At 38.1% G+C, this 17,329-nt stretch carries 23 protein-coding genes; all 23 read left to right on the top strand.

Annotation, left to right across the window (positions count from 1 at the left end):
* Positions 1 to 118: 118 nt before the first annotated feature.
* The 23 genes from C9J37_RS19905 (at position 119) to C9J37_RS19785 (ending at position 17,130) form a co-directional block, all read left to right on the top strand.
* Positions 119 to 547, top strand: coding sequence for an SRPBCC family protein (locus C9J37_RS19905; protein ID WP_107896765.1), 429 nt, complete (start codon positions 119 to 121; stop codon positions 545 to 547).
* Complete coding sequence (locus C9J37_RS19900; protein WP_107896764.1) at positions 544 to 990, top strand: EVE domain-containing protein; 447 nt, start codon at positions 544 to 546, stop codon at positions 988 to 990. Before C9J37_RS19905 ends, C9J37_RS19900 begins: the two co-directional genes overlap by 4 nt.
* On the top strand, positions 968 to 1,429 hold the full coding sequence (locus tag C9J37_RS19895) for a MarR family winged helix-turn-helix transcriptional regulator (protein WP_107896763.1): 462 nt from the start codon (positions 968 to 970) through the stop codon (positions 1,427 to 1,429). The genes C9J37_RS19900 and C9J37_RS19895 overlap by 23 nt, the downstream gene beginning before the upstream one ends.
* A 962-nt stretch (positions 1,430 to 2,391) precedes the next feature.
* On the top strand, positions 2,392 to 2,976 hold the full coding sequence (locus tag C9J37_RS19885; RefSeq protein ID WP_107896761.1) for a hypothetical protein: 585 nt from the start codon (positions 2,392 to 2,394) through the stop codon (positions 2,974 to 2,976).
* A 154-nt stretch (positions 2,977 to 3,130) separates the two neighbouring features.
* The gene (locus C9J37_RS19880; RefSeq protein WP_107896760.1) at positions 3,131 to 3,454 is read left to right on the top strand and encodes a hypothetical protein; all 324 of its coding nucleotides are present in this window, start codon (positions 3,131 to 3,133) and stop codon (positions 3,452 to 3,454) included.
* A gap of 30 nt (positions 3,455 to 3,484) precedes the next feature.
* On the top strand, positions 3,485 to 3,997 hold the full coding sequence (locus tag C9J37_RS19875) for a ParB N-terminal domain-containing protein (RefSeq protein WP_107896759.1): 513 nt from the start codon (positions 3,485 to 3,487) through the stop codon (positions 3,995 to 3,997).
* Positions 3,994 to 4,611, top strand: coding sequence for a Mom family adenine methylcarbamoylation protein (locus C9J37_RS19870; protein WP_107896758.1), 618 nt, complete (start codon positions 3,994 to 3,996; stop codon positions 4,609 to 4,611). The genes C9J37_RS19875 and C9J37_RS19870 overlap by 4 nt, the downstream gene beginning before the upstream one ends.
* Before the next feature lie 140 nt (positions 4,612 to 4,751).
* The gene (locus C9J37_RS19865; RefSeq protein ID WP_107896757.1) at positions 4,752 to 4,985 is read left to right on the top strand and encodes a hypothetical protein; all 234 of its coding nucleotides are present in this window, start codon (positions 4,752 to 4,754) and stop codon (positions 4,983 to 4,985) included.
* Between the two features lie 45 nt (positions 4,986 to 5,030).
* The gene (terS, locus tag C9J37_RS19855; RefSeq protein WP_107896756.1) at positions 5,031 to 5,897 is read left to right on the top strand and encodes a phage terminase small subunit; all 867 of its coding nucleotides are present in this window, start codon (positions 5,031 to 5,033) and stop codon (positions 5,895 to 5,897) included.
* Entirely contained in the window at positions 5,890 to 7,302 is a 1,413-nt protein-coding gene (locus C9J37_RS19850) for a DEAD/DEAH box helicase family protein (protein ID WP_107896755.1), read from the top strand. The genes terS and C9J37_RS19850 overlap by 8 nt, the downstream gene beginning before the upstream one ends.
* Positions 7,295 to 8,815 (top strand): phage portal protein, encoded by a 1,521-nt coding sequence (locus tag C9J37_RS19845; protein WP_107896754.1) that lies wholly within the window; start codon positions 7,295 to 7,297, stop codon positions 8,813 to 8,815. The genes C9J37_RS19850 and C9J37_RS19845 overlap by 8 nt, the downstream gene beginning before the upstream one ends.
* Positions 8,812 to 9,771, top strand: a complete 960-nt coding sequence (locus tag C9J37_RS19840) for a structural protein (RefSeq protein ID WP_107896753.1) — start codon at positions 8,812 to 8,814, stop codon at positions 9,769 to 9,771. The genes C9J37_RS19845 and C9J37_RS19840 overlap by 4 nt, the downstream gene beginning before the upstream one ends.
* A gap of 49 nt (positions 9,772 to 9,820) precedes the next feature.
* A complete protein-coding gene (locus tag C9J37_RS19835; protein ID WP_107896752.1) occupies positions 9,821 to 10,945 on the top strand; it encodes a hypothetical protein in 1,125 nt (374 codons plus the stop codon).
* A gap of 12 nt (positions 10,946 to 10,957) precedes the next feature.
* Positions 10,958 to 11,398: a capsid cement protein gene (locus tag C9J37_RS19830; protein WP_107896751.1), complete on the top strand. Its 441-nt coding sequence runs from the start codon at positions 10,958 to 10,960 to the stop codon at positions 11,396 to 11,398.
* Between the two features lie 3 nt (positions 11,399 to 11,401).
* Complete coding sequence (locus C9J37_RS19825) at positions 11,402 to 12,463, top strand: hypothetical protein (protein WP_107896750.1); 1,062 nt, start codon at positions 11,402 to 11,404, stop codon at positions 12,461 to 12,463.
* Positions 12,464 to 12,480: 17 nt separating this feature from the next.
* Positions 12,481 to 12,852 (top strand): hypothetical protein, encoded by a 372-nt coding sequence (locus C9J37_RS19820; protein WP_107896749.1) that lies wholly within the window; start codon positions 12,481 to 12,483, stop codon positions 12,850 to 12,852.
* A complete protein-coding gene (locus C9J37_RS19815; RefSeq protein WP_107896748.1) occupies positions 12,849 to 13,229 on the top strand; it encodes a hypothetical protein in 381 nt (126 codons plus the stop codon). Before C9J37_RS19820 ends, C9J37_RS19815 begins: the two co-directional genes overlap by 4 nt.
* The gene (locus tag C9J37_RS19810; RefSeq protein ID WP_107896747.1) at positions 13,229 to 13,651 is read left to right on the top strand and encodes a hypothetical protein; all 423 of its coding nucleotides are present in this window, start codon (positions 13,229 to 13,231) and stop codon (positions 13,649 to 13,651) included. The genes C9J37_RS19815 and C9J37_RS19810 overlap by 1 nt, the downstream gene beginning before the upstream one ends.
* Complete coding sequence (locus C9J37_RS19805; protein ID WP_107896746.1) at positions 13,648 to 14,502, top strand: hypothetical protein; 855 nt, start codon at positions 13,648 to 13,650, stop codon at positions 14,500 to 14,502. Before C9J37_RS19810 ends, C9J37_RS19805 begins: the two co-directional genes overlap by 4 nt.
* Positions 14,489 to 14,704 carry a YqzN/YkzM domain-containing protein gene (locus C9J37_RS19800; protein ID WP_107896745.1) on the top strand — a complete coding sequence of 72 codons (216 nt, stop codon included), beginning with the start codon at positions 14,489 to 14,491 and terminating at the stop codon, positions 14,702 to 14,704. Before C9J37_RS19805 ends, C9J37_RS19800 begins: the two co-directional genes overlap by 14 nt.
* Positions 14,701 to 16,098, top strand: coding sequence for a phage tail sheath subtilisin-like domain-containing protein (locus C9J37_RS19795; RefSeq protein ID WP_107896744.1), 1,398 nt, complete (start codon positions 14,701 to 14,703; stop codon positions 16,096 to 16,098). Before C9J37_RS19800 ends, C9J37_RS19795 begins: the two co-directional genes overlap by 4 nt.
* Positions 16,099 to 16,113: 15 nt before the next feature.
* On the top strand, positions 16,114 to 16,569 hold the full coding sequence (locus C9J37_RS19790) for an endoglucanase (RefSeq protein WP_107896743.1): 456 nt from the start codon (positions 16,114 to 16,116) through the stop codon (positions 16,567 to 16,569).
* A 51-nt stretch (positions 16,570 to 16,620) separates the two neighbouring features.
* A complete protein-coding gene (locus tag C9J37_RS19785) occupies positions 16,621 to 17,130 on the top strand; it encodes a phage tail assembly chaperone (protein ID WP_107896742.1) in 510 nt (169 codons plus the stop codon).
* The last annotated feature ends 199 nt before the right edge of the window (positions 17,131 to 17,329 follow it).

Genomic DNA, 17,329 nt, shown 5'->3' with positions numbered 1-17,329 from the left:
TTATTCTATAAATTATAAGCTGTTTTTGAGAAAACATGAATCTCCTTGACAATAATAGTAAGTGCACTTACTATTATTGATAAGTGCACTTACTATTATTGAATATGGGGGAATAATTGTGTGGAAATATGAGAATTCAATTATTACTGAGGCAAAACCAGAGTTAATCTGGAAGTTATATAGAAATATTTCAGAATGGAAAGAATGGGACAAGGAAATAATTGATGTAATGTTAGATGGACCATTTGAAAAAGGTGGAACAGGATATTTGGCACTAATAGGACAGGAACCATTACCTTTTAAACTTACAGAAGTAAAAGAAAATGAATTTTTCTCCAACACTACAGTTCTTGAACAAATAGGAATTCAAATAGATTTTAATCATCGAATTGAGATTCATAATTCAAAAACAAGGGTTACACATGGAGTAGTCATTTTAGGACCTAATTCAGAAAAGATGGGTAATAAAATTGGTCCTCTGATTACTCAAGGAATCCCGAATAGTATGTCCAATCTAGATATGCTTGCTAGAGGGCGCATATTATGAACCGAAAATTCTGGGTGGGGGTTGTGTCTGAGGAACATGTTAGAATAGGTGAACAAGGTGGATTTGCACAACTTTGTCATGGGAAATATGCGCCTTTAAAGAGAATGAAAGAAGGAGATTGGTTAATTTATTATTCGCCAAAAACCAAATATCCAGATGGAAAGCCACTTCAATCTTTTACTGCTATCGGAGCTGTTAAATCAGGGATTGTTTATAGATTCGAAATGGCTCAAAATTTCATTCCATATAGAATGGACATAGAATATCAACCGTGCCAAAATATAAGTCTTGCAAATATCAAATCAAGGTTGAAATTCATACATGACAATGTCAATATAGGTTTGTTGTTTCGTAGAGGGCATTTTGAAATAGAGCAACAAGATTTTATGACAATTGCAAATGCTATGGGAGTGAATTTTCATGGAATGGAAATCAAGGTTTAACGACCCAAAAGAAAGTTCGGGTTTTTTATTATGGCAAGTGACACAAGCTTGGCAGAGAATGGTTACAAAAGAGCTTAACAGGATAGATCTCACTCATGCGCAATTTGTCTTATTAGCTGCGTGTGATTATCTCCATACAAATAGAGAGGTAGTGACTCAAAAAATACTCGCTGATTTTACAAATTCAAACATAATGATGGTTTCTGATGTTGCAAGAACACTGGAAGCTAAAGGATTTATAAGTAGAAATAAAAATCCTTTAGATAAGCGTGAAATATTACTTTCACCAACGGACGAAGGTTCTTCTAAAATAAAAATAGCATTACCAATTGTTGAAAATATCGATGTACAGTTTTTCACACCTATTAAAGATAAACAAACTACTTTTAACGAGACACTCCTCTTACTTTTGCCATTAAACACAAAAGTCGATGATTAAAGTGAATAATATTCAGCAGTAACTGCACAATATGAGGACATGTTACAAATGTGATAGATGTTACAAACGTTATATACGTTACATTCGTTATAGATTAGGTATTTAAAAATTAATATTGTAAACTCGGAGGTAGGTTCGGTGCGGTAAAGGTTTCCTCCCTTGGTTTTTATATAATCCTAAATATTAGGGAAAGACAGACCGACGACCGACCCGCGCCCCATAAACTTGTTCGGGGCAAGACATACATGGCCGGCCCATATTTTTTAAGAGATTAGGTATCTTATTTAATATAAGGGCTTAAATTGTAATTCATTCCCACCAATGTTTATTTGTTGTATGATTAATATAAAACAGAGGAGTGGGAAGTTATGCTGACAATTTTTCAAATTGTTTTTACAGTCATAATATTGTCTCTCTCAACGTATGGGATTATCACACATGATTACCACTGGAATTTCTTATTGGTATTCTTCATAGGCTTAGTGATGTTAATTCTAGGAATTAAAAAATTTCAAAGCGAGACAAAAGTTTATGGTTGGTTCTATATGGGAGTGTTTTTGTTTTCAGTAATTGTATCAATTCGAATCTTCTTTTGATATGGAATGGTTATCGTATGAACTTCGTCCACTTTACATTTTGATCAGTCAAACTTACTAAACGTGCACGGAAATGCACTAAAAAATACAATTCGATTACAATAATTAACGTGGTGTAGCTCTACCACGGTTGCTAGAAGTGAGCTAATTCGACATTTACCACAATAGAATAATAGACGAATGTATAACCCCCTTGAGCGGATTCGAGGGGTTTTATTTTGCTTAGAAACCTGCATCAAACTGCCAAATGGAGAATGTGAAATGCAAATAGAGGACTGAATTTGGTGTGGATTTGAGAAAGGAGTTTATAGAAAATCGTTCCAAAGTAATACCTTCCAGATTATAATGGAGTGGGAGGTTTTTTATATGTTTAAAAAGTGGACTAATCGAGATTGGTTTTGGTTATTATTTGTTTTAATCGGTATTATAATATTATTGATTGCAACTATTTTCGCAAAAAACATAAAGGTAGAAACAAATTTTAGTATCATTTCCAGTGCTGTATCAATCGCTTTAGCGTTAGTTGCGATATTCTTTGCATTTAAACAAGATACCGATAATAAGCAAACTTTGGAATCAATGAGGCAAGATTCTAATAAAAAGTTAGATAATATGACCAATATTTTGTTAAATCAAAAAAATACGTTTGACGATGTTGCTGATAAAGTTGATAAATCAGTAAATACTGATATGAGTGAAACAAAAGAAAGTTATTCTTATGAAGATTTAATTGCACACGGTGAAAAAATTAAAAATGAAACAATAGAGAGTTTTAAAAAGTTATATACAAATAAACTAATTGAAGAAGAAATTAGGCAAGCTTTAATTAAATACCCTTCTTCATCATTATTAGTAATTAGAGATGAATTATTAAATAAGGGTTTTGATGTAACTATTGATGATATAAAAAACTTCATTGTTAATCATGTTAATTATATTAAAAATAAGTAGTATTTCAGGCTGACAGAATAGTATTAATAATTTAATTGTAGAGCATAATTTATTGTAATAAAAAAAGTATACAGATTGAATATAAACATATGTACTAATATTTTGGCGCCTTATATAGGTTTCACAAAGCAACTAACACAATGAGGTGATGCCATTGGACATCGTAGTAACGATTCCAAAGTGGGAATATAAAAATGACGATAGAGAAACCGGTGTATACAAACAAGGCGGATATGAACAGTTCTGGCAACTATCAAGGCGACCTAAGCGATTGAACATAGGGGATAGAATGTACTTCGTGAAGAATGGATGGATTGAATCATCAATGAGGGTTATACGAATTGAAGAAAAGGCAACTGCTACATGTGAGGTGACTAATCGCACATGGAGTGGCTGCCTTATTTTTATGGATGATTTACAGCAAGAAAATATTCAAAATATCAATGGCTTTCGAGGTTTCCGTTATAGATGGTGGTAGGCATATACGAATGAAAAGGGAGTGGTCATTTTGAAGATAATTTGTATACCTGTAAACAAGATAAATCCAGCACCATACAATCCACGTGTAGATTTACAACCAGGTGATGTCGAATATGAAAGTCTAAAGCGTTCTATTAAAGAATTTGGTTATATAGATCCTTTAATTTGGAACGAAAAAACAGGGAATCTGGTAGGTGGTCATCAACGCTTTAAAATTTTAGTAGCTGAGGGTTTTCAAGAATTAGATGTTTCAGTAGTGAACTTGGAGCCATCGCAAGAAAAGGCATTGAATATAGCCCTTAATAAAATTAGTGGCGATTGGGATGAGGATGCATTAATTGCATTATTACAAGAACTACAAGATAGTGACATTGATTTGCAATTAACAGGATTTGATGAGGTGGACCTAAAACACATGATTGGCGATATTGAAGTTCCAAACTTTGATGAAGGTACAGAGGACGATCAAGGCGACCTAGGAGTATTAACTTCTAAGCTTATTACATGTCCACACTGCCATGAGGAGTTTGAACATGAATGACTACATTAAAAATTGCATGGGCTACACATGAAGCGGCTAAATTCGCATGCGAAAATTTTCATTATAGTAAATGCCTACCTGCAGGGAAATTAGTGAAAGTTGGCGCATGGGAAGATGGAAAGTTCATTGGTGTTGTGATTTTTAGTAGAGGGGCAAATGGCAAGATTGGTTCACCTTATGGACTTACGCAAAAAGAATGTTGTGAGCTGACAAGGGTTGCTCTCAACCATCATAAATCATTTGTATCAGAGATATTAGCGAGAGCAATCAAATTCTTAAAAATGCAGTCGCCAAATATTGAATTGATAGTTAGTTATGCAGATACTGAACAAAATCACCATGGAGGCATATATCAAGCAACTAATTGGATTTACCAAGGCAAAACGGACGGTGAACATTACTTTATTATTCACGGTAAAAAAGTTCATCCAAAGTCTATCTACTCAAAATATGGGAAAGGAAGTCAACGTATTGAATGGCTTAGAAAAAATGTTGATTCAAATGCCCAAATATATATGACTACTGGTAAACACAAGTATCTTATGCCATTAAACAAAAAAATCCGTAAGAAGATCTTGCATTTAAATAAGCCATATCCTAAGCCTAAAAAATAAAAAAGAAAAGACGAGTGCGCTAACACTCATCTTTTCTACAAAACCATGCCACATCATGGCAGAGATAGCGACATACCGTTCACGGTTTTAGCCCACTCGCTATCTCACTTTCATTATAAGTGAAGGGTTATGATGAGGCAATGAAAAATACAAACAAATGTTCTGTATCTATAAAAGAAGATGACTTGCTACTGGAACATGAAATAAGCATGGCTGAAAGTATTAATGAATCAAAAGAACGTTATAGAAATATCGTACAAGCAGGGATAGCTCAATGGGTAAAAGACTTCAAAGACGGTCAAATCAAAGTTTCGACTGTAGATGATTTAAAAAAACTAATCGAGCTAGACATCGACTTACAAAAAGACGATTGATAAAAACAAACTCAACTCAATTGATGGGGGTGGTGTTAATGTAACATGGCTGAAAAATATCAATTAGCTTATCAAGATTATAAAAGCGGCATGAAGCAAAAAGACATCGCTGCTAAGTACAACGTGTCCATTAACACCGTCAAGAGTTGGCAACAACGCAAATGGCGAGGTATGGACAATGCTAATGAAAAAGTATGCACACCAAACGAAAAAAGTATGCATACCAAAAAAGGCGCACCTAGAGGCAATCAAAATGCTGTAGGCAATACAGGAGGAGCCCCCCTCAACAATCAAAATGCAAAAGGTAACAGAGGAGGCTCGGCTCCTCAAGGTAACAAAAACGCTGTAACGACAGGCGAATATGAATCTCTCATGTGGGACTACCTAGATGAAGAGGAACGGGAGCTATATGGCACTATTGAAACTGACCCGTTATTCCAGATTGATAGAAACGTTCGTGAACTAACCATACGGCAACGTAGAATGATGAAACGAATTAAAGCAATTGAACAAGGTCTTACGGAAAAGCAGAGGCGTGAGTTGCAACAATTGAGGAAAGTGAAAGAAGCTGCAACTGGTGCGGATGGTCAAACTGTCACAATAGCAAAAGAACGCATGGTTACTGTTGAGGTTGAAGAAACGATTTTTCGTAAAATGGATGACATACTCAATCTTGAGGAAGCACTAACAAGAGTCACGAGTCAACTTGTGAGAGCGATTAAACAAAAACATGATATTGAAAAATCGAATAGTGAACAACAATGGAAGTTAAAACAGATGAAGCTTCATGTGAAAAAGACAAAAGTTGAAATCGAAAACTTAAAGGGTGGCGATAAAAACCAAAGTGCAGAAGACTGGGTGGCCGCACTTAATGAGGTGGCTGAAAAGCGTAAGGTGAATGTAAATGAGTAATAAACATGGCAACTTACTAGTTAATCTTATAGACGTTTATTGGGATGATCCAGTAGCATTTGTACAAGACATTTTGCAAGTCAATCCAGATGAGTGGCAAAGTGAAACTCTGGCTGCATTGGCAACCAAACCGAAAGTGAGTGTTCGTTCTGGGCAAGGTGTTGGAAAAACGGCACTTGAAGCGTGGTCCGTCATTTGGTTTCTATGTTGTCGACCGAATCCTAAAGTAATATGTACAGCACCTACAAAACAACAGCTACACGACGTTCTTTGGGCGGAAATTGCAAAGTGGCTTGAAGGAACACTCGTTAATAACTTCTTAAAGTGGACGAAAACCAAAGTCTATATGATAGGTAATGAAGAACGATGGTTTGCAACAGCCCGAACTGCAACAAAACCGGAAAACATCCAAGGATTTCATGAAGATTTCATGCTATTTGTAGTTGATGAAGCATCTGGGGTAGCAGATTCCATTATGGAAGCTATTCTAGGTACGCTATCTGGTGCGGAAAATAAATTATTAATGTGCGGAAACCCTACACGAACGAGTGGGGTTTTTTATGATTCTCATCATCGTGACAGAATAGATTATCAAACATTAAAAGTATCGTCTTATGATAGTAAACGGACGAATAAGGATAACATTGCATCCCTATTACGGAAATACGGTAGGGACAGTGATGTAGCAAGAGTCCGAATTTTTGGCGAGTTTCCTAAAGGGGAGCCAGATGCATTCATATCGTTGTTTGAAGTGGAAAAAGCAACAAGACGAGTAGTGTATGTTGATGATGATGGGAATTTGGATATCCCATATAGCGCTGTTCTTTCTATTGGGGTAGACGTTGCGAGGTTTGGTAGTGATGAAACGACTATATTTGCACGGATTGGAAAGAAAGTTCTTGGATTCGAGCGTTTTCAAGGTCAAGACACGATGAAGACAGCAGGTGAAGCGATTAAAAAAGCACGTGAACTAATGCGTGAATATAGCAAGTTGCATTGCACGATTAACGTGGATGATGACGGTGTAGGGGGCGGTGTTACTGATCGATTGAATGAAGTCGTTCTTGAAGAAGGATATAACATAACAATCAATCGTTGTAGTAACGGCGCAAGAGCAAATAACAGCGAATCATACGATGATTGGGGAACAGAATCATGGGCTGTAATCAAAGAGTTACTAGAAGATATTGAAATTCCTAACGATGATGAACTTATAGCTCAATTGACGTCTAGGAAGTATCGCGTTACATCTAAAGGAAAAATTAAACTAGAACGGAAAGAAGATATGAAACGTAGAGGGCTTCCATCTCCAGACAGAGCCGACGGTTTAGCCTTAGCATTTGCAAATACAGAAATTGAAGAAGAATACAGCGGCGTAGCGATTGGGGGGAAACTATATGGTTAATTACAAACCGAGCATTATGGAGCGGATTCGATATGTTGTAACTGGTGAAATGTCAAAAATGAGGACATCTACTATCGGTCTGTTTGGCAGAATCAAAGGGGTTATCACAGGGCGTTATCAATTAGATACTTCAAAGGTCGATTATGATATGGCGCGGGCACTCTATGAAAATACGCAAGAAGGTTACAAATTAGGTGCAGGATTTGCTAGGGTGGTCATCAACAATCGAGCAGCATTCATGGGTATTCCCATGTTTTCGTCCACGGATCCGAACGCACAGGTAGTACTTGATACGTTCCAAGAAGAAAACAAGTCGAACTTCATTCGAACGATTATTGAGTTTCTTCGTGACGGTGATTGTTACGTATATGTATCAAAAGAAGCACCATACGAAGTGGTGTTGCATCCAGAAAAACAATTATTTGTTAAATTAACCTTTATTGATGCGAAGGCGGTCGACATTGAAGTTGACCCAATAACGCATAATCCGATTAAATACACAGTTACCCAAACGATAAAGTGGACTGATGAATTAGGAAATGAAAACTCTGCGGAGGTTCAACAAGTTCACACGGTAGGATATACAGAATTGAAGTTGATATCTGGTTTGTTACCATCAACTGTGAAAGAAGGTCGCACTCCTACAGGTTTGTCGTTTATTCCAATTCAGCATTTCAAAAATGCATACTCTCACTCTTTATACGGAAATTCGGAGTTAGAGCCTATTGAGCCCTATCTAAAGGTGTATCATGACATCATGATTCATGCTATGCAGGGGAGTAAGATGCACTCAACACCGAAGTTAGGGCTTTATGTAAAAGACGTGAATAAGTTCAAAAAAGTCAATTTCCCAACTGCTAAACCACAGGAAGAAGTGGATTTAACAGGAAGGGAAATTTTTATTTTTGACCCAGCAGAAAAAGCCGAATTCATAGAGCCTTCAAACCCTACTGGTGCAGCTAAGGATTTATTGAAGCTAACATTTTATAACATTGTGGATGCATCAGAAACACCAGAATTTGTTTTTGGTGTACATACACCATCCTCTTTGTCATCGGTACAGGAGCAAATGCCGATATTAATCAGATCAATTGAGCGGAAGCGTGAGCAAATGACACAGGCGTGGCAAAGGTTGGCACGTATGGTGTTGTATTTTTCAAGTGGAATGGAAGGCTATAAGAAACCTGATACATTCGCAACTGACATTGTTTGGGATAACGTTGACTATCGTACAAATGAAGAAATAAGCAAAGAGCTTGTGAACGTAGTGACGGCTATTACAACAGCAGTAGCAGCTGAATTGATGAGTAAAGAATCAGCGGTTGATTTCTTGTCAAAATTTGTTCATACAATGAAGCCTTATGATCCAGAAGAAGGTGTTGGGGAGAAAGAGCGAATTGATAAGACGATTGCTGAAAAAATGCGGATGCCAGATTACGAGAATGTAAGTAAAGAGTATCAGGATATATTGAAGCAATTAAAAGAATTAGGATTGGACGTGAGTGATGGATGATTAACTCCAAACGAACGGAATTGCTGGCCCGAGCTATGTTAATTGAAGAATTATTGCGGCAGGAACAATCGTTGAATCATATTCTTGAAGAATCGATTGAAAGAGTCCATGAAGTGATGGAGCTAATTTTTCAAAATAAGGGGTTAGACAACTTAGAAGAACAATTCTTGCAGTACATTTTGCAATTTGATGATGAACTGGCAAAAGAACTAAATACGTTTTTTGTACAAGCAATAGAAAAAGGTCTCCAAGCAGGAACATTGCAGTATTTATTAATTACAATCGCAGTACTAAATAAGAATCGTATCCCAATTAAACCATTTCTAGTAACACAACAACGAGCCAATGAAAGGGCAGTCAATGCAGTTGTTAATCGAAAAATAAAAGGTTTAAATCTGTCAGAGAGAATATGGATGACTTCTAAAAAAATTAATCAAGCACTTTCCAAAATAGCAATCGAAGGTATTCAAGAGGGCAAGCATCCTGTGGAGGTTGCTAAACGAATGCAACGGTATGTAAAAGCGGGAAAAAAGACAATGGTTGTCGAGTATCCAAATATGATGGAGCGCATTGGTGATATGTTACCAGAAAATTTATCATACGAAGCTTTGCGCCTTGCAAGGACAGAAATGGCAGATGCTTATGGACAGGCAGAGAAGCGAACTGCAGAAGAAGCGCCATTTTCCAAGGGTATCCGATGGCGGTTATCTAATGCAGGAGTGGCTTGTAAAGTGTGCATTGCCAATGCTGAACGAGTTACTGATTTAGGTATTGGAGTGTACAGGGCTGAGGAATTACCAGACTATCCAGCACATCCTAATTGCTTATGTGATTTACAGCAAGTTGTAGAGGACATTGTTCAATACGCTAGGCGTGTCAAAGAGTGGACGTTGAATCCTAAATCACAACCGGACATTGAGTTATGGTTTAAGACTGTATATTCGGCTGGCAGATGACAATTGAAAGCTAACTATAAATTTATTTCGATGAGAGGAGGTGAACTGATTGTCGAAAAAACTTAAAGAATTAGCTCAACTTGTGGCACGTATCACAGGTGAAATGGAGGTAAAGGATATTGCTGTTTCAAGTGCAGTGGACATTGAAGCATTAAAAAAAGGTGATGATGACCCGCTAGAAGTTGTTGTTGAAATCCCTGTATCGCAATCAAAGCGTGGTTGGTATTACACGCATGAGGCATTGAAGGACATTGTGGATGCTGTTAATGAGCGCACGCTACACGGCTTCCTTGGACACCAAAAGCCCGAAGATGTACCAAACGAATTTCCTGACCCTGTTACGCATTGGGTGGGAGCGAAAATGACAGAAGATGCAGCCTATTTTCGTGGTGTTGTAGATGCATCTGCAGTCAAATTGAAACGATGGATCCGTGGAAATGTGGTGAAACAAGTGTCGGTATTTGGTGAAGCACACTTAGCGGAATCGAATGGTAGTACACATGTTGTAGGCTATGATCCACTATCAATTGATTGGACACCATTAGACCGTATGGGAATGCCTACACGTATTGTGGCTGTGGGTGAAATGCATGGGGTTAATGTAGATGAAGACAAAGGAGGAATTGAAGTGAAACCAGAAGAAGTATTGGTACAAATTAAAAAGATGTACGGAACAAAGCAGATCACACCTAAAATGATTGTTGATGCATTGGGTGTAAGTGCAGTGCAATTAGCTGGTGAAATGGACGATTCATTTAAAAAGCAACATGCACAAATGGATGGTGTTTTGAAGGAACTGAACGTTAGCGGTGAAATGGATGCAATTCAAGTTGTGAAGGACTTGAAAGCAAAAGCTAAAAAATACGAACAAGTACAATCCAAGCGGATTATTGGTGAAATGATTGGAAAGAAAATCAACAATGAGAGCGCTGTTAAAAACTTCCTGGATGAAAAGACGCCACTCGGGAAATTATGGGCTGTTCATTGCCAACAATTCAAAGGTGATGAAAAAGTACTTTCTGCTGAAATGGATAAGTTTTTAGAGGATGTCGCTGTCAAAACATTGTTAAGTGGTTATGAATCTACTGGCAGTACAGTACTGACTGGTGAAATGAAAGATGACAAGCAACAAAATCAAATTAAGAATGCACGTGTAACCCGTGCGTCATTTTAAGGAGGGAACAAAATGAAAGAATTACGTCCATACCCAACGGTAAGACATACTGGCAAGCGTGGGAAAGTTGCTGACGGTGATTCTGTCAAAGTCATTGCAGATGGAGCCGTTGCAGTCCACGAATTGGCATACGCACAAGGTTTTTTTGGAATGGTAACAGCCATAAAAGACAAAGATACTGGAGATACAGGTAAGCGTGAAGGCGTAGCTGGTGATGAAATTACACTAACTATTGAGCAAGCACAATATGAAACAAAGCAGATTGATGAAGGAGCAGATTACAAAGTTGGTACAGTTGTTTATTGGGACGATGATGCGAAAAAGGTTGTTCAAACCGATACACCATACTTTATTGGTAAAGTGACGCGTACAAAAACATCTGGAGGAGCTATATGGATACTATTAGCCCCACAGCAACATGTAATAGAACTTATCAATGAGGGAGGACAATAATACATGGTAAATGTTATTTCAAAAGGCTCAATGCTACAAGCAAGCCGACAACGAAGTGAAACACGTAACATCCCATATGTATTTAATGGAAAAACAGAAACAATTAAACGTACGGTAGAGGGAGGACAAGCTGACCATATCCAACTTGATAATCTATCGGGTGAGATGATTATTTCAACTGACATCAAGCGTACACTTGCGCAAAAGACAGTCCTTGACGTGGAGTTAGGCCGTGAAGAAGTGCCTCTCCTTTACAATCCTATCTATGACACTATGACAAATCCGAATTTTCCACGTCTGCTAGAAGCGAAGTGGGCTAATTATGGGAGTATAGTATTTTTAGAGCATTTGGAAGGTGAAGAAGTTAAGTTCGGTGCATTGAACGCGGAAGAAGGACCAGTTGCACGCTTAATAGGATACACAGGAGGTTTCCAATGGACAAAGGAAACAGAATTGTTTAATGAAGTGTATCTAATTGACATTTTTAATCGTGCGTTTGGACGAGCACACAACATCTTACTTAACCACCTTCATTTAGCGCCAATTGCACAGTTTAAATACAAAGACACGCATACTACCAAGCCTAAGTACATCAAATCTGACGGTTCGAATGGTACGGTTGGTACAGCTAACCTCTACCTTTCAATGCGCGAAACGTTAAAGCAAGCAATAGTTGATGCACGCACAGCTAAACGCCCCGCTAATATCCTGCTGGCTAACTCAACAGACCAATTTCGAATTGAAGAAGCTTTACAAGGTGCTACTATCATGGCAACCAACTATCGCGCCATTTCTGGTATCGACACAATCATTTATTATGATGGCGATACAGAAACAGTCGGTGATACGGAATATACATTTGACGGTGTTAAACCAGGTGAAGCATTTTTAATTCGTCCGAAGCGTGGATTCAAAGAACTTGTCAAAGTGCCATTACGCATAGAATTTGGCGGTGGTGATATTACACGATTAATTGAAGACACAATGGTTGGTTATACATTCCGCGGTGTATTCGCAGCTATTGAAGAAAACGTTCAAAAAATCATTTTACCTGGTCGTGATTAAAGAAAGGGGCGGTAAATGTGAGTTGTGAGAAACAACAACTAGACATTGATGAGTTACGGCTCTTAGTGGATGATACAGAATGCGAAGCCTTAATGTTTACAGATGAGCAATATTTCAAAATGTATCGATCGTTTCCAAATATTTACCGAATGGCTGCACACATTTGGATGCTTAAGGCTACTCGTATTCAAAAGGATATGGGGGGCGTAAAATCGTACTCAGATGGTGACGAAAAATACGAAATGACAGCGCTAAATGATTTGTACAGTTATTACGTCAATATGCGTAATCAGATGTTAGAGCTAGCGGAACAATTTGAAAATGAATGCGAGGGCGGCTATGATGGCGGCTCTTTTGTGCTTTCTTTTAAGGCGCCAAAGATTTTATGAATCCTATAGTAACAATGCGTCGTAGTCACACGGCATGGAACATTATGCAAAATCCGTCTAGCATCATCATACAGCGCAAAGGTCAAATTCGAGAAAACGGAAAAATCGTTAACATTAACGAAACACTAGAGCCCCAAATAGTACGTATTTACGCTGTGGGTGGTTCTGAAAATAGAATGGTAGAAACAATTGGAGAACGCCAGATTGACCGTTATTATCGTTTATTAGCTTCTTGGGATGCTGATATTCAAGCAAGTACAGAACTAAAAGATACATTTTATCATGATGGTCAAAAATATGAAGTGAAACTAGTAAATAATAAATCTATTCATGGTTGTAAAGTTGGAAAACAGGTCTTGATAGAGAGGGTGATTTAATGTCACTTGAACGTATACGGGACGAGATTAAACGAAAACAAGCAGGTATGCACACACTTGGTCAAGCTATCGCAAATGATATAGTTTCAGAAGCTAAAGCAAAGGCATCATGGACTGACCGAACAGGAAACACAAGAAGAGCTATTCACGGTGGCGTGGATGGTGTAGGTAACGAATTTGTGATTTACGTAGCACATGGTTCAAAGGTTGGAGCTTATCATGAAACAGGTACAGGTATTTATGGACCGAAAAAAAGTCCAATCGTGCCAGTTAAGGCACAAGCTTTGCACTTTAAGATGAACGGTAATGACATATTCGCAAAAAGCGTTAAGGGAATCAAAAAGAATCCGGTCCTTATGAATGCGGTAGAAGCGAAGAAGGATAAAGTTGAGCAAGCTATAAAGGAGTATTGGTCGCCATGATTAAGACAATACGTGATGTAATACGTGATCTATTAGTTCAATGTGTAGTAAGTGTTAATGGTGAAGTGTGGGAACCAGGGGCTGCGGATAATAATATTCCGAAGCCTTTTTTAGTTGTCCGTGAAGGAATCAGTAATGAATCAAATTCGTTTGACCATAAAAATACAACATTTGAAGTATGGCCATATGTCGAACGTGCGTCATTGACCGATTTGGATAATCTGATAAAGGAAATTTTACAAGCCATCAATTACGCAATCATTGTTGTGGATCAAGTACCTTACTATTTGCAATATACAGGTACAGGCACAGAGGACATGATTATTGAAGATTGGGATGCTTATACAAAGTCTATGAATTTTAGTGTTGTGGCACTTAATTGGCGTACCCATTCAGAAATAAATCCAGACCCAATTGACGGTATGGTCAAATGGACGAACAGACATTTTGACTATCAAACTAATCCAAAAGAGTGGTTACCGTCCGATGCTAAACCAGCAGTTTATTGGCGACAAGCACAAGTGTTAAACGTTGAGTCGAGACGTTGGGGAGGTTTTATTAATGCACAATTGCGAGGTCATATTATTAGCCCATCGTTAGAAGTGCGTCAACAAGCAACAGAAATAATTGTTCGTAAACTAATGGCAGGAGGTCATACAGAATTGTCTGACGGGTCTGTAATGTTATTTAGAGATGTTTCTTCTAATGATGGCTATAACCCTTTTGCAGAGGGACAAATAATGTTGAATGTCCGATATGGTGTCCTTGATATTAAACAATATCCAATGCTTAAAAATGCTTATGTAAGTGATGGGAAAGTGAAAGGAGAATGGCATTATGACGGGAAGTAAAGTTGAATCGAAAAAATCAACACCACTAAAGGAAGAATCGATGTTCCCGCGTGAAGAAATCATGCAACAGCCGTCTGCTTTCGGAGTAAGTCAGTATGTGCTTATAGGCGCAATGGCTGAAATGAAGGATAAAAAATATTCGAGAAGCCAAGTTTTAAAAGCTATTAATGAATTTAAAGAAAGGAAGGTGGAGCAAAAATGATTGGTTTACTATGGCGTTTAGGAGAAAACAAGCCAAGACCGGGTATATTTGTCCGTTGGATTAATGCAGGGGGCTCAGAACCACGTGCAGTGCAACTAGGTGTTTGTGCAACAGTTACCCAGCTCAATTGGGGAGAGTTAAATAAGCCATTTCGCGTTGAACGCTCGCAAATGGACAATTTAAAAGAGGTTGTCGGTACAGGTGTAGGAGCTGAAGCTATACGTCAAGCATTTTTAGGTGGAGCGACATATGTTTGGGTGTTGCGTGTTGGAAATGGCGGAGCGAAAGGGACAATCACAATTAAAGCAGAAGAAGACACTAAGACACTCGTATTCCAAACGTTGTATGAAACAGATAGAGAGTATACAGTCATCACACGTGAATCTATTGACGGTAAATCAAAAGATTTTATCATCATGGAAGATGGCCACAGACTAGAAAGTCATACAGTGGAGACGTCAGCAAATGAAGTAGAAGCATTGAAAGAATCAATTGCAAAAAGTAAATACTTAAAGTTTGTAAGTGGTGATACGACTACTATTCCAATTGGCATTACAGCTAATGTTACGGGTGGCAAAAATCCTACAACAACGGCAGAAAACTACGTTTCGAATTTCGAAACTATCAACAAACGTTTTTGGGATGCATTATTCCTAGATACAACGGATAAGGGTATTAAAGCAGCTGCTAATTCATTCATTCGTCGTAGATTAGAAGAGGGAGGGCGTTCGTTGTTGTTCTTAGCAACAGAAGACCCAGAAGCATCGGTTGAGGCGAGTATTGCAGAAGCGAAAACTTATAATAGTTTTCTAACCCATCTTATTGGAAACGGTGCGAAAACGGCAGAAGTAGACCTAAAAGGTCCATTAATTGCCGCACGTATCGCTGGTATGGTTACTTCCACATCATACAAAACTGGCGCAACCTTTGGAATTATTGATGGATCAGTTGAACTGATTGGAGAACCAACCAATGCAGAATATGGCGAAGCTAATGAAAATGGTTTAATGACACTCTCATACAATCCACAAGGCTTCGTTCAAATTGAACGAGGTATCAATACGCTAGTATCATTATCGGAGGATGAAGATGCTGGTTGGAAAAAAATCCGCCGTGTGAAAACTCGTTTCTATTTGATTGAGGAAATACTGCACAAAATAGATAAAACGATTCGGCCTGGGGTGGATAATTCGGAAGATACAAGAGCTTTTATCTGTCAACTGGGTGATTCTACGATTCAGCAAATGATTCGTGATGGTGCACTATCGAGCGGTAAGATGATTGTTGACCCTGAACGTCCAGCAAAAGGTGATTCGGCTTGGTTTGTGTTCAAGGACATCGTTGACCTTGATTCACTCGAAAAAGTCTACAATACTGCAGAATTTAAATATTAAAGGGGGCAATAGTTAATGGCTAGTAATGGTCGTTATGTAATGGAAGGTTGTATGCCAGAAGGTGACTTGGATATTGCATCCGTTACTTCTGGACAGATATTAAAAAGATCATTTTCATTCCGAGTGAACTTACCACCACGCTTACAAGAAGAATTAAAATCGGGTAGCGGTAATCCAGATGATCCACGTCATATTTTGACAGGGATGGACGGGATGCTGTTTGACCAAGAAGGGAACCCGTTGTTATCAGTTGAAGAGTGGAAGCTACGCATCAGTTTTAATACAGATGATTTTCAGCCCGCTGGTCAAGCTCTTGTAATGGGTATTACCACGGGGTATACAGCATTTGTAGAATTTACAGAAGCAGTCGTAAATGACGGACGTGTTGCTCAAATCCTTAGCGGCTTGAAGCACCCAGGAAGACGTGATAGTTTGACGTTCACAGGCGTACTTTATGGACACACAGCATAGTAAAGCGACCAAAGAGAGGGAAACCTCTTTATTTTTTAGGGAGGAATAGCAATGAAAGAAGTATCAATGACAGAACAAGAACGCCAAGAGGTTTTACAATATGAAGAAGGCTTAATTGATGAAATTAAGAAGGAAAATAATATTGGAGGTCTAGATGGGCTATTCGCTGCCTCCAAAGACGTAGAAAGTAAAATCTATCCGATTACTGTAAGCCGAAATGGAACAGATTTCTTTACTTTTGATGTAGTACCATTACCTATTAAAGAGTTTGATAGACTTGAAAAAATGAACCAAGTTTTCGAAGAGAAAAAGGGCTTGCGGAAAATGGTAGATTTCAAGACAGAAAACTTCTTGGCAATGATTATTTTCGAAGCTACTACATCGGAGCATAAGAAAGAATTTTGGAGTAGCCCAGAAGTGAAAAAACGCTTTGGAACAATTGGCTATCAAACTGTGATTAAAGTTCTTAAAGCAGGGGAAATTGAGGAAATTGCAAGCTATATCGAACGCATTTCAGGTCGAGACAATGATTTAAAACTAGGTGAAACACTAAAAAACTAATAAACGCAGGGGGCGAATTAACTCTCCTGCACGAAATATTTACAAGAACTGGACGAACTCCGGACGAAATCCTCTCAAAGAGTGATACCGTCCGGAATTTTTGTTATCAAAGTATTATCCAAGCTGTTAAAGAAGACCGTAATTCTGATGCTGACCGTATAAAGATGATTTCCAAAATATTCGGTGGCAAATAATCCAA

Source organism: Lysinibacillus mangiferihumi, assembly GCF_003049665.1.
Taxonomy (GTDB): domain Bacteria; phylum Bacillota; class Bacilli; order Bacillales_A; family Planococcaceae; genus Lysinibacillus; species Lysinibacillus mangiferihumi.
Note: the sequence above shows the minus strand (reverse complement) of the source record. Positions and strands in the feature narration are given on the sequence as shown.

Coding starts and splice junctions, on each gene's coding strand:
- C9J37_RS19900 (WP_107896764.1), top strand. CDS start 544: ATGAACCGAAAATTCTGGGTGGGGGTTGTGTCTGAGGAACATGTTAGA.
- C9J37_RS19895 (WP_107896763.1), top strand. CDS start 968: ATGGAATGGAAATCAAGGTTTAACGACCCAAAAGAAAGTTCGGGTTTT.
- C9J37_RS19885 (WP_107896761.1), top strand. CDS start 2,392: ATGTTTAAAAAGTGGACTAATCGAGATTGGTTTTGGTTATTATTTGTT.
- C9J37_RS19870 (WP_107896758.1), top strand. CDS start 3,994: ATGACTACATTAAAAATTGCATGGGCTACACATGAAGCGGCTAAATTC.
- C9J37_RS19865 (WP_107896757.1), top strand. CDS start 4,752: ATGAAAAATACAAACAAATGTTCTGTATCTATAAAAGAAGATGACTTG.
- terS (WP_107896756.1), top strand. CDS start 5,031: ATGGCTGAAAAATATCAATTAGCTTATCAAGATTATAAAAGCGGCATG.
- C9J37_RS19850 (WP_107896755.1), top strand. CDS start 5,890: ATGAGTAATAAACATGGCAACTTACTAGTTAATCTTATAGACGTTTAT.
- C9J37_RS19845 (WP_107896754.1), top strand. CDS start 7,295: ATGGTTAATTACAAACCGAGCATTATGGAGCGGATTCGATATGTTGTA.
- C9J37_RS19840 (WP_107896753.1), top strand. CDS start 8,812: ATGATTAACTCCAAACGAACGGAATTGCTGGCCCGAGCTATGTTAATT.
- C9J37_RS19830 (WP_107896751.1), top strand. CDS start 10,958: ATGAAAGAATTACGTCCATACCCAACGGTAAGACATACTGGCAAGCGT.
- C9J37_RS19825 (WP_107896750.1), top strand. CDS start 11,402: ATGGTAAATGTTATTTCAAAAGGCTCAATGCTACAAGCAAGCCGACAA.
- C9J37_RS19815 (WP_107896748.1), top strand. CDS start 12,849: ATGAATCCTATAGTAACAATGCGTCGTAGTCACACGGCATGGAACATT.
- C9J37_RS19810 (WP_107896747.1), top strand. CDS start 13,229: ATGTCACTTGAACGTATACGGGACGAGATTAAACGAAAACAAGCAGGT.
- C9J37_RS19805 (WP_107896746.1), top strand. CDS start 13,648: ATGATTAAGACAATACGTGATGTAATACGTGATCTATTAGTTCAATGT.
- C9J37_RS19800 (WP_107896745.1), top strand. CDS start 14,489: ATGACGGGAAGTAAAGTTGAATCGAAAAAATCAACACCACTAAAGGAA.
- C9J37_RS19795 (WP_107896744.1), top strand. CDS start 14,701: ATGATTGGTTTACTATGGCGTTTAGGAGAAAACAAGCCAAGACCGGGT.
- C9J37_RS19790 (WP_107896743.1), top strand. CDS start 16,114: ATGGCTAGTAATGGTCGTTATGTAATGGAAGGTTGTATGCCAGAAGGT.
- C9J37_RS19785 (WP_107896742.1), top strand. CDS start 16,621: ATGAAAGAAGTATCAATGACAGAACAAGAACGCCAAGAGGTTTTACAA.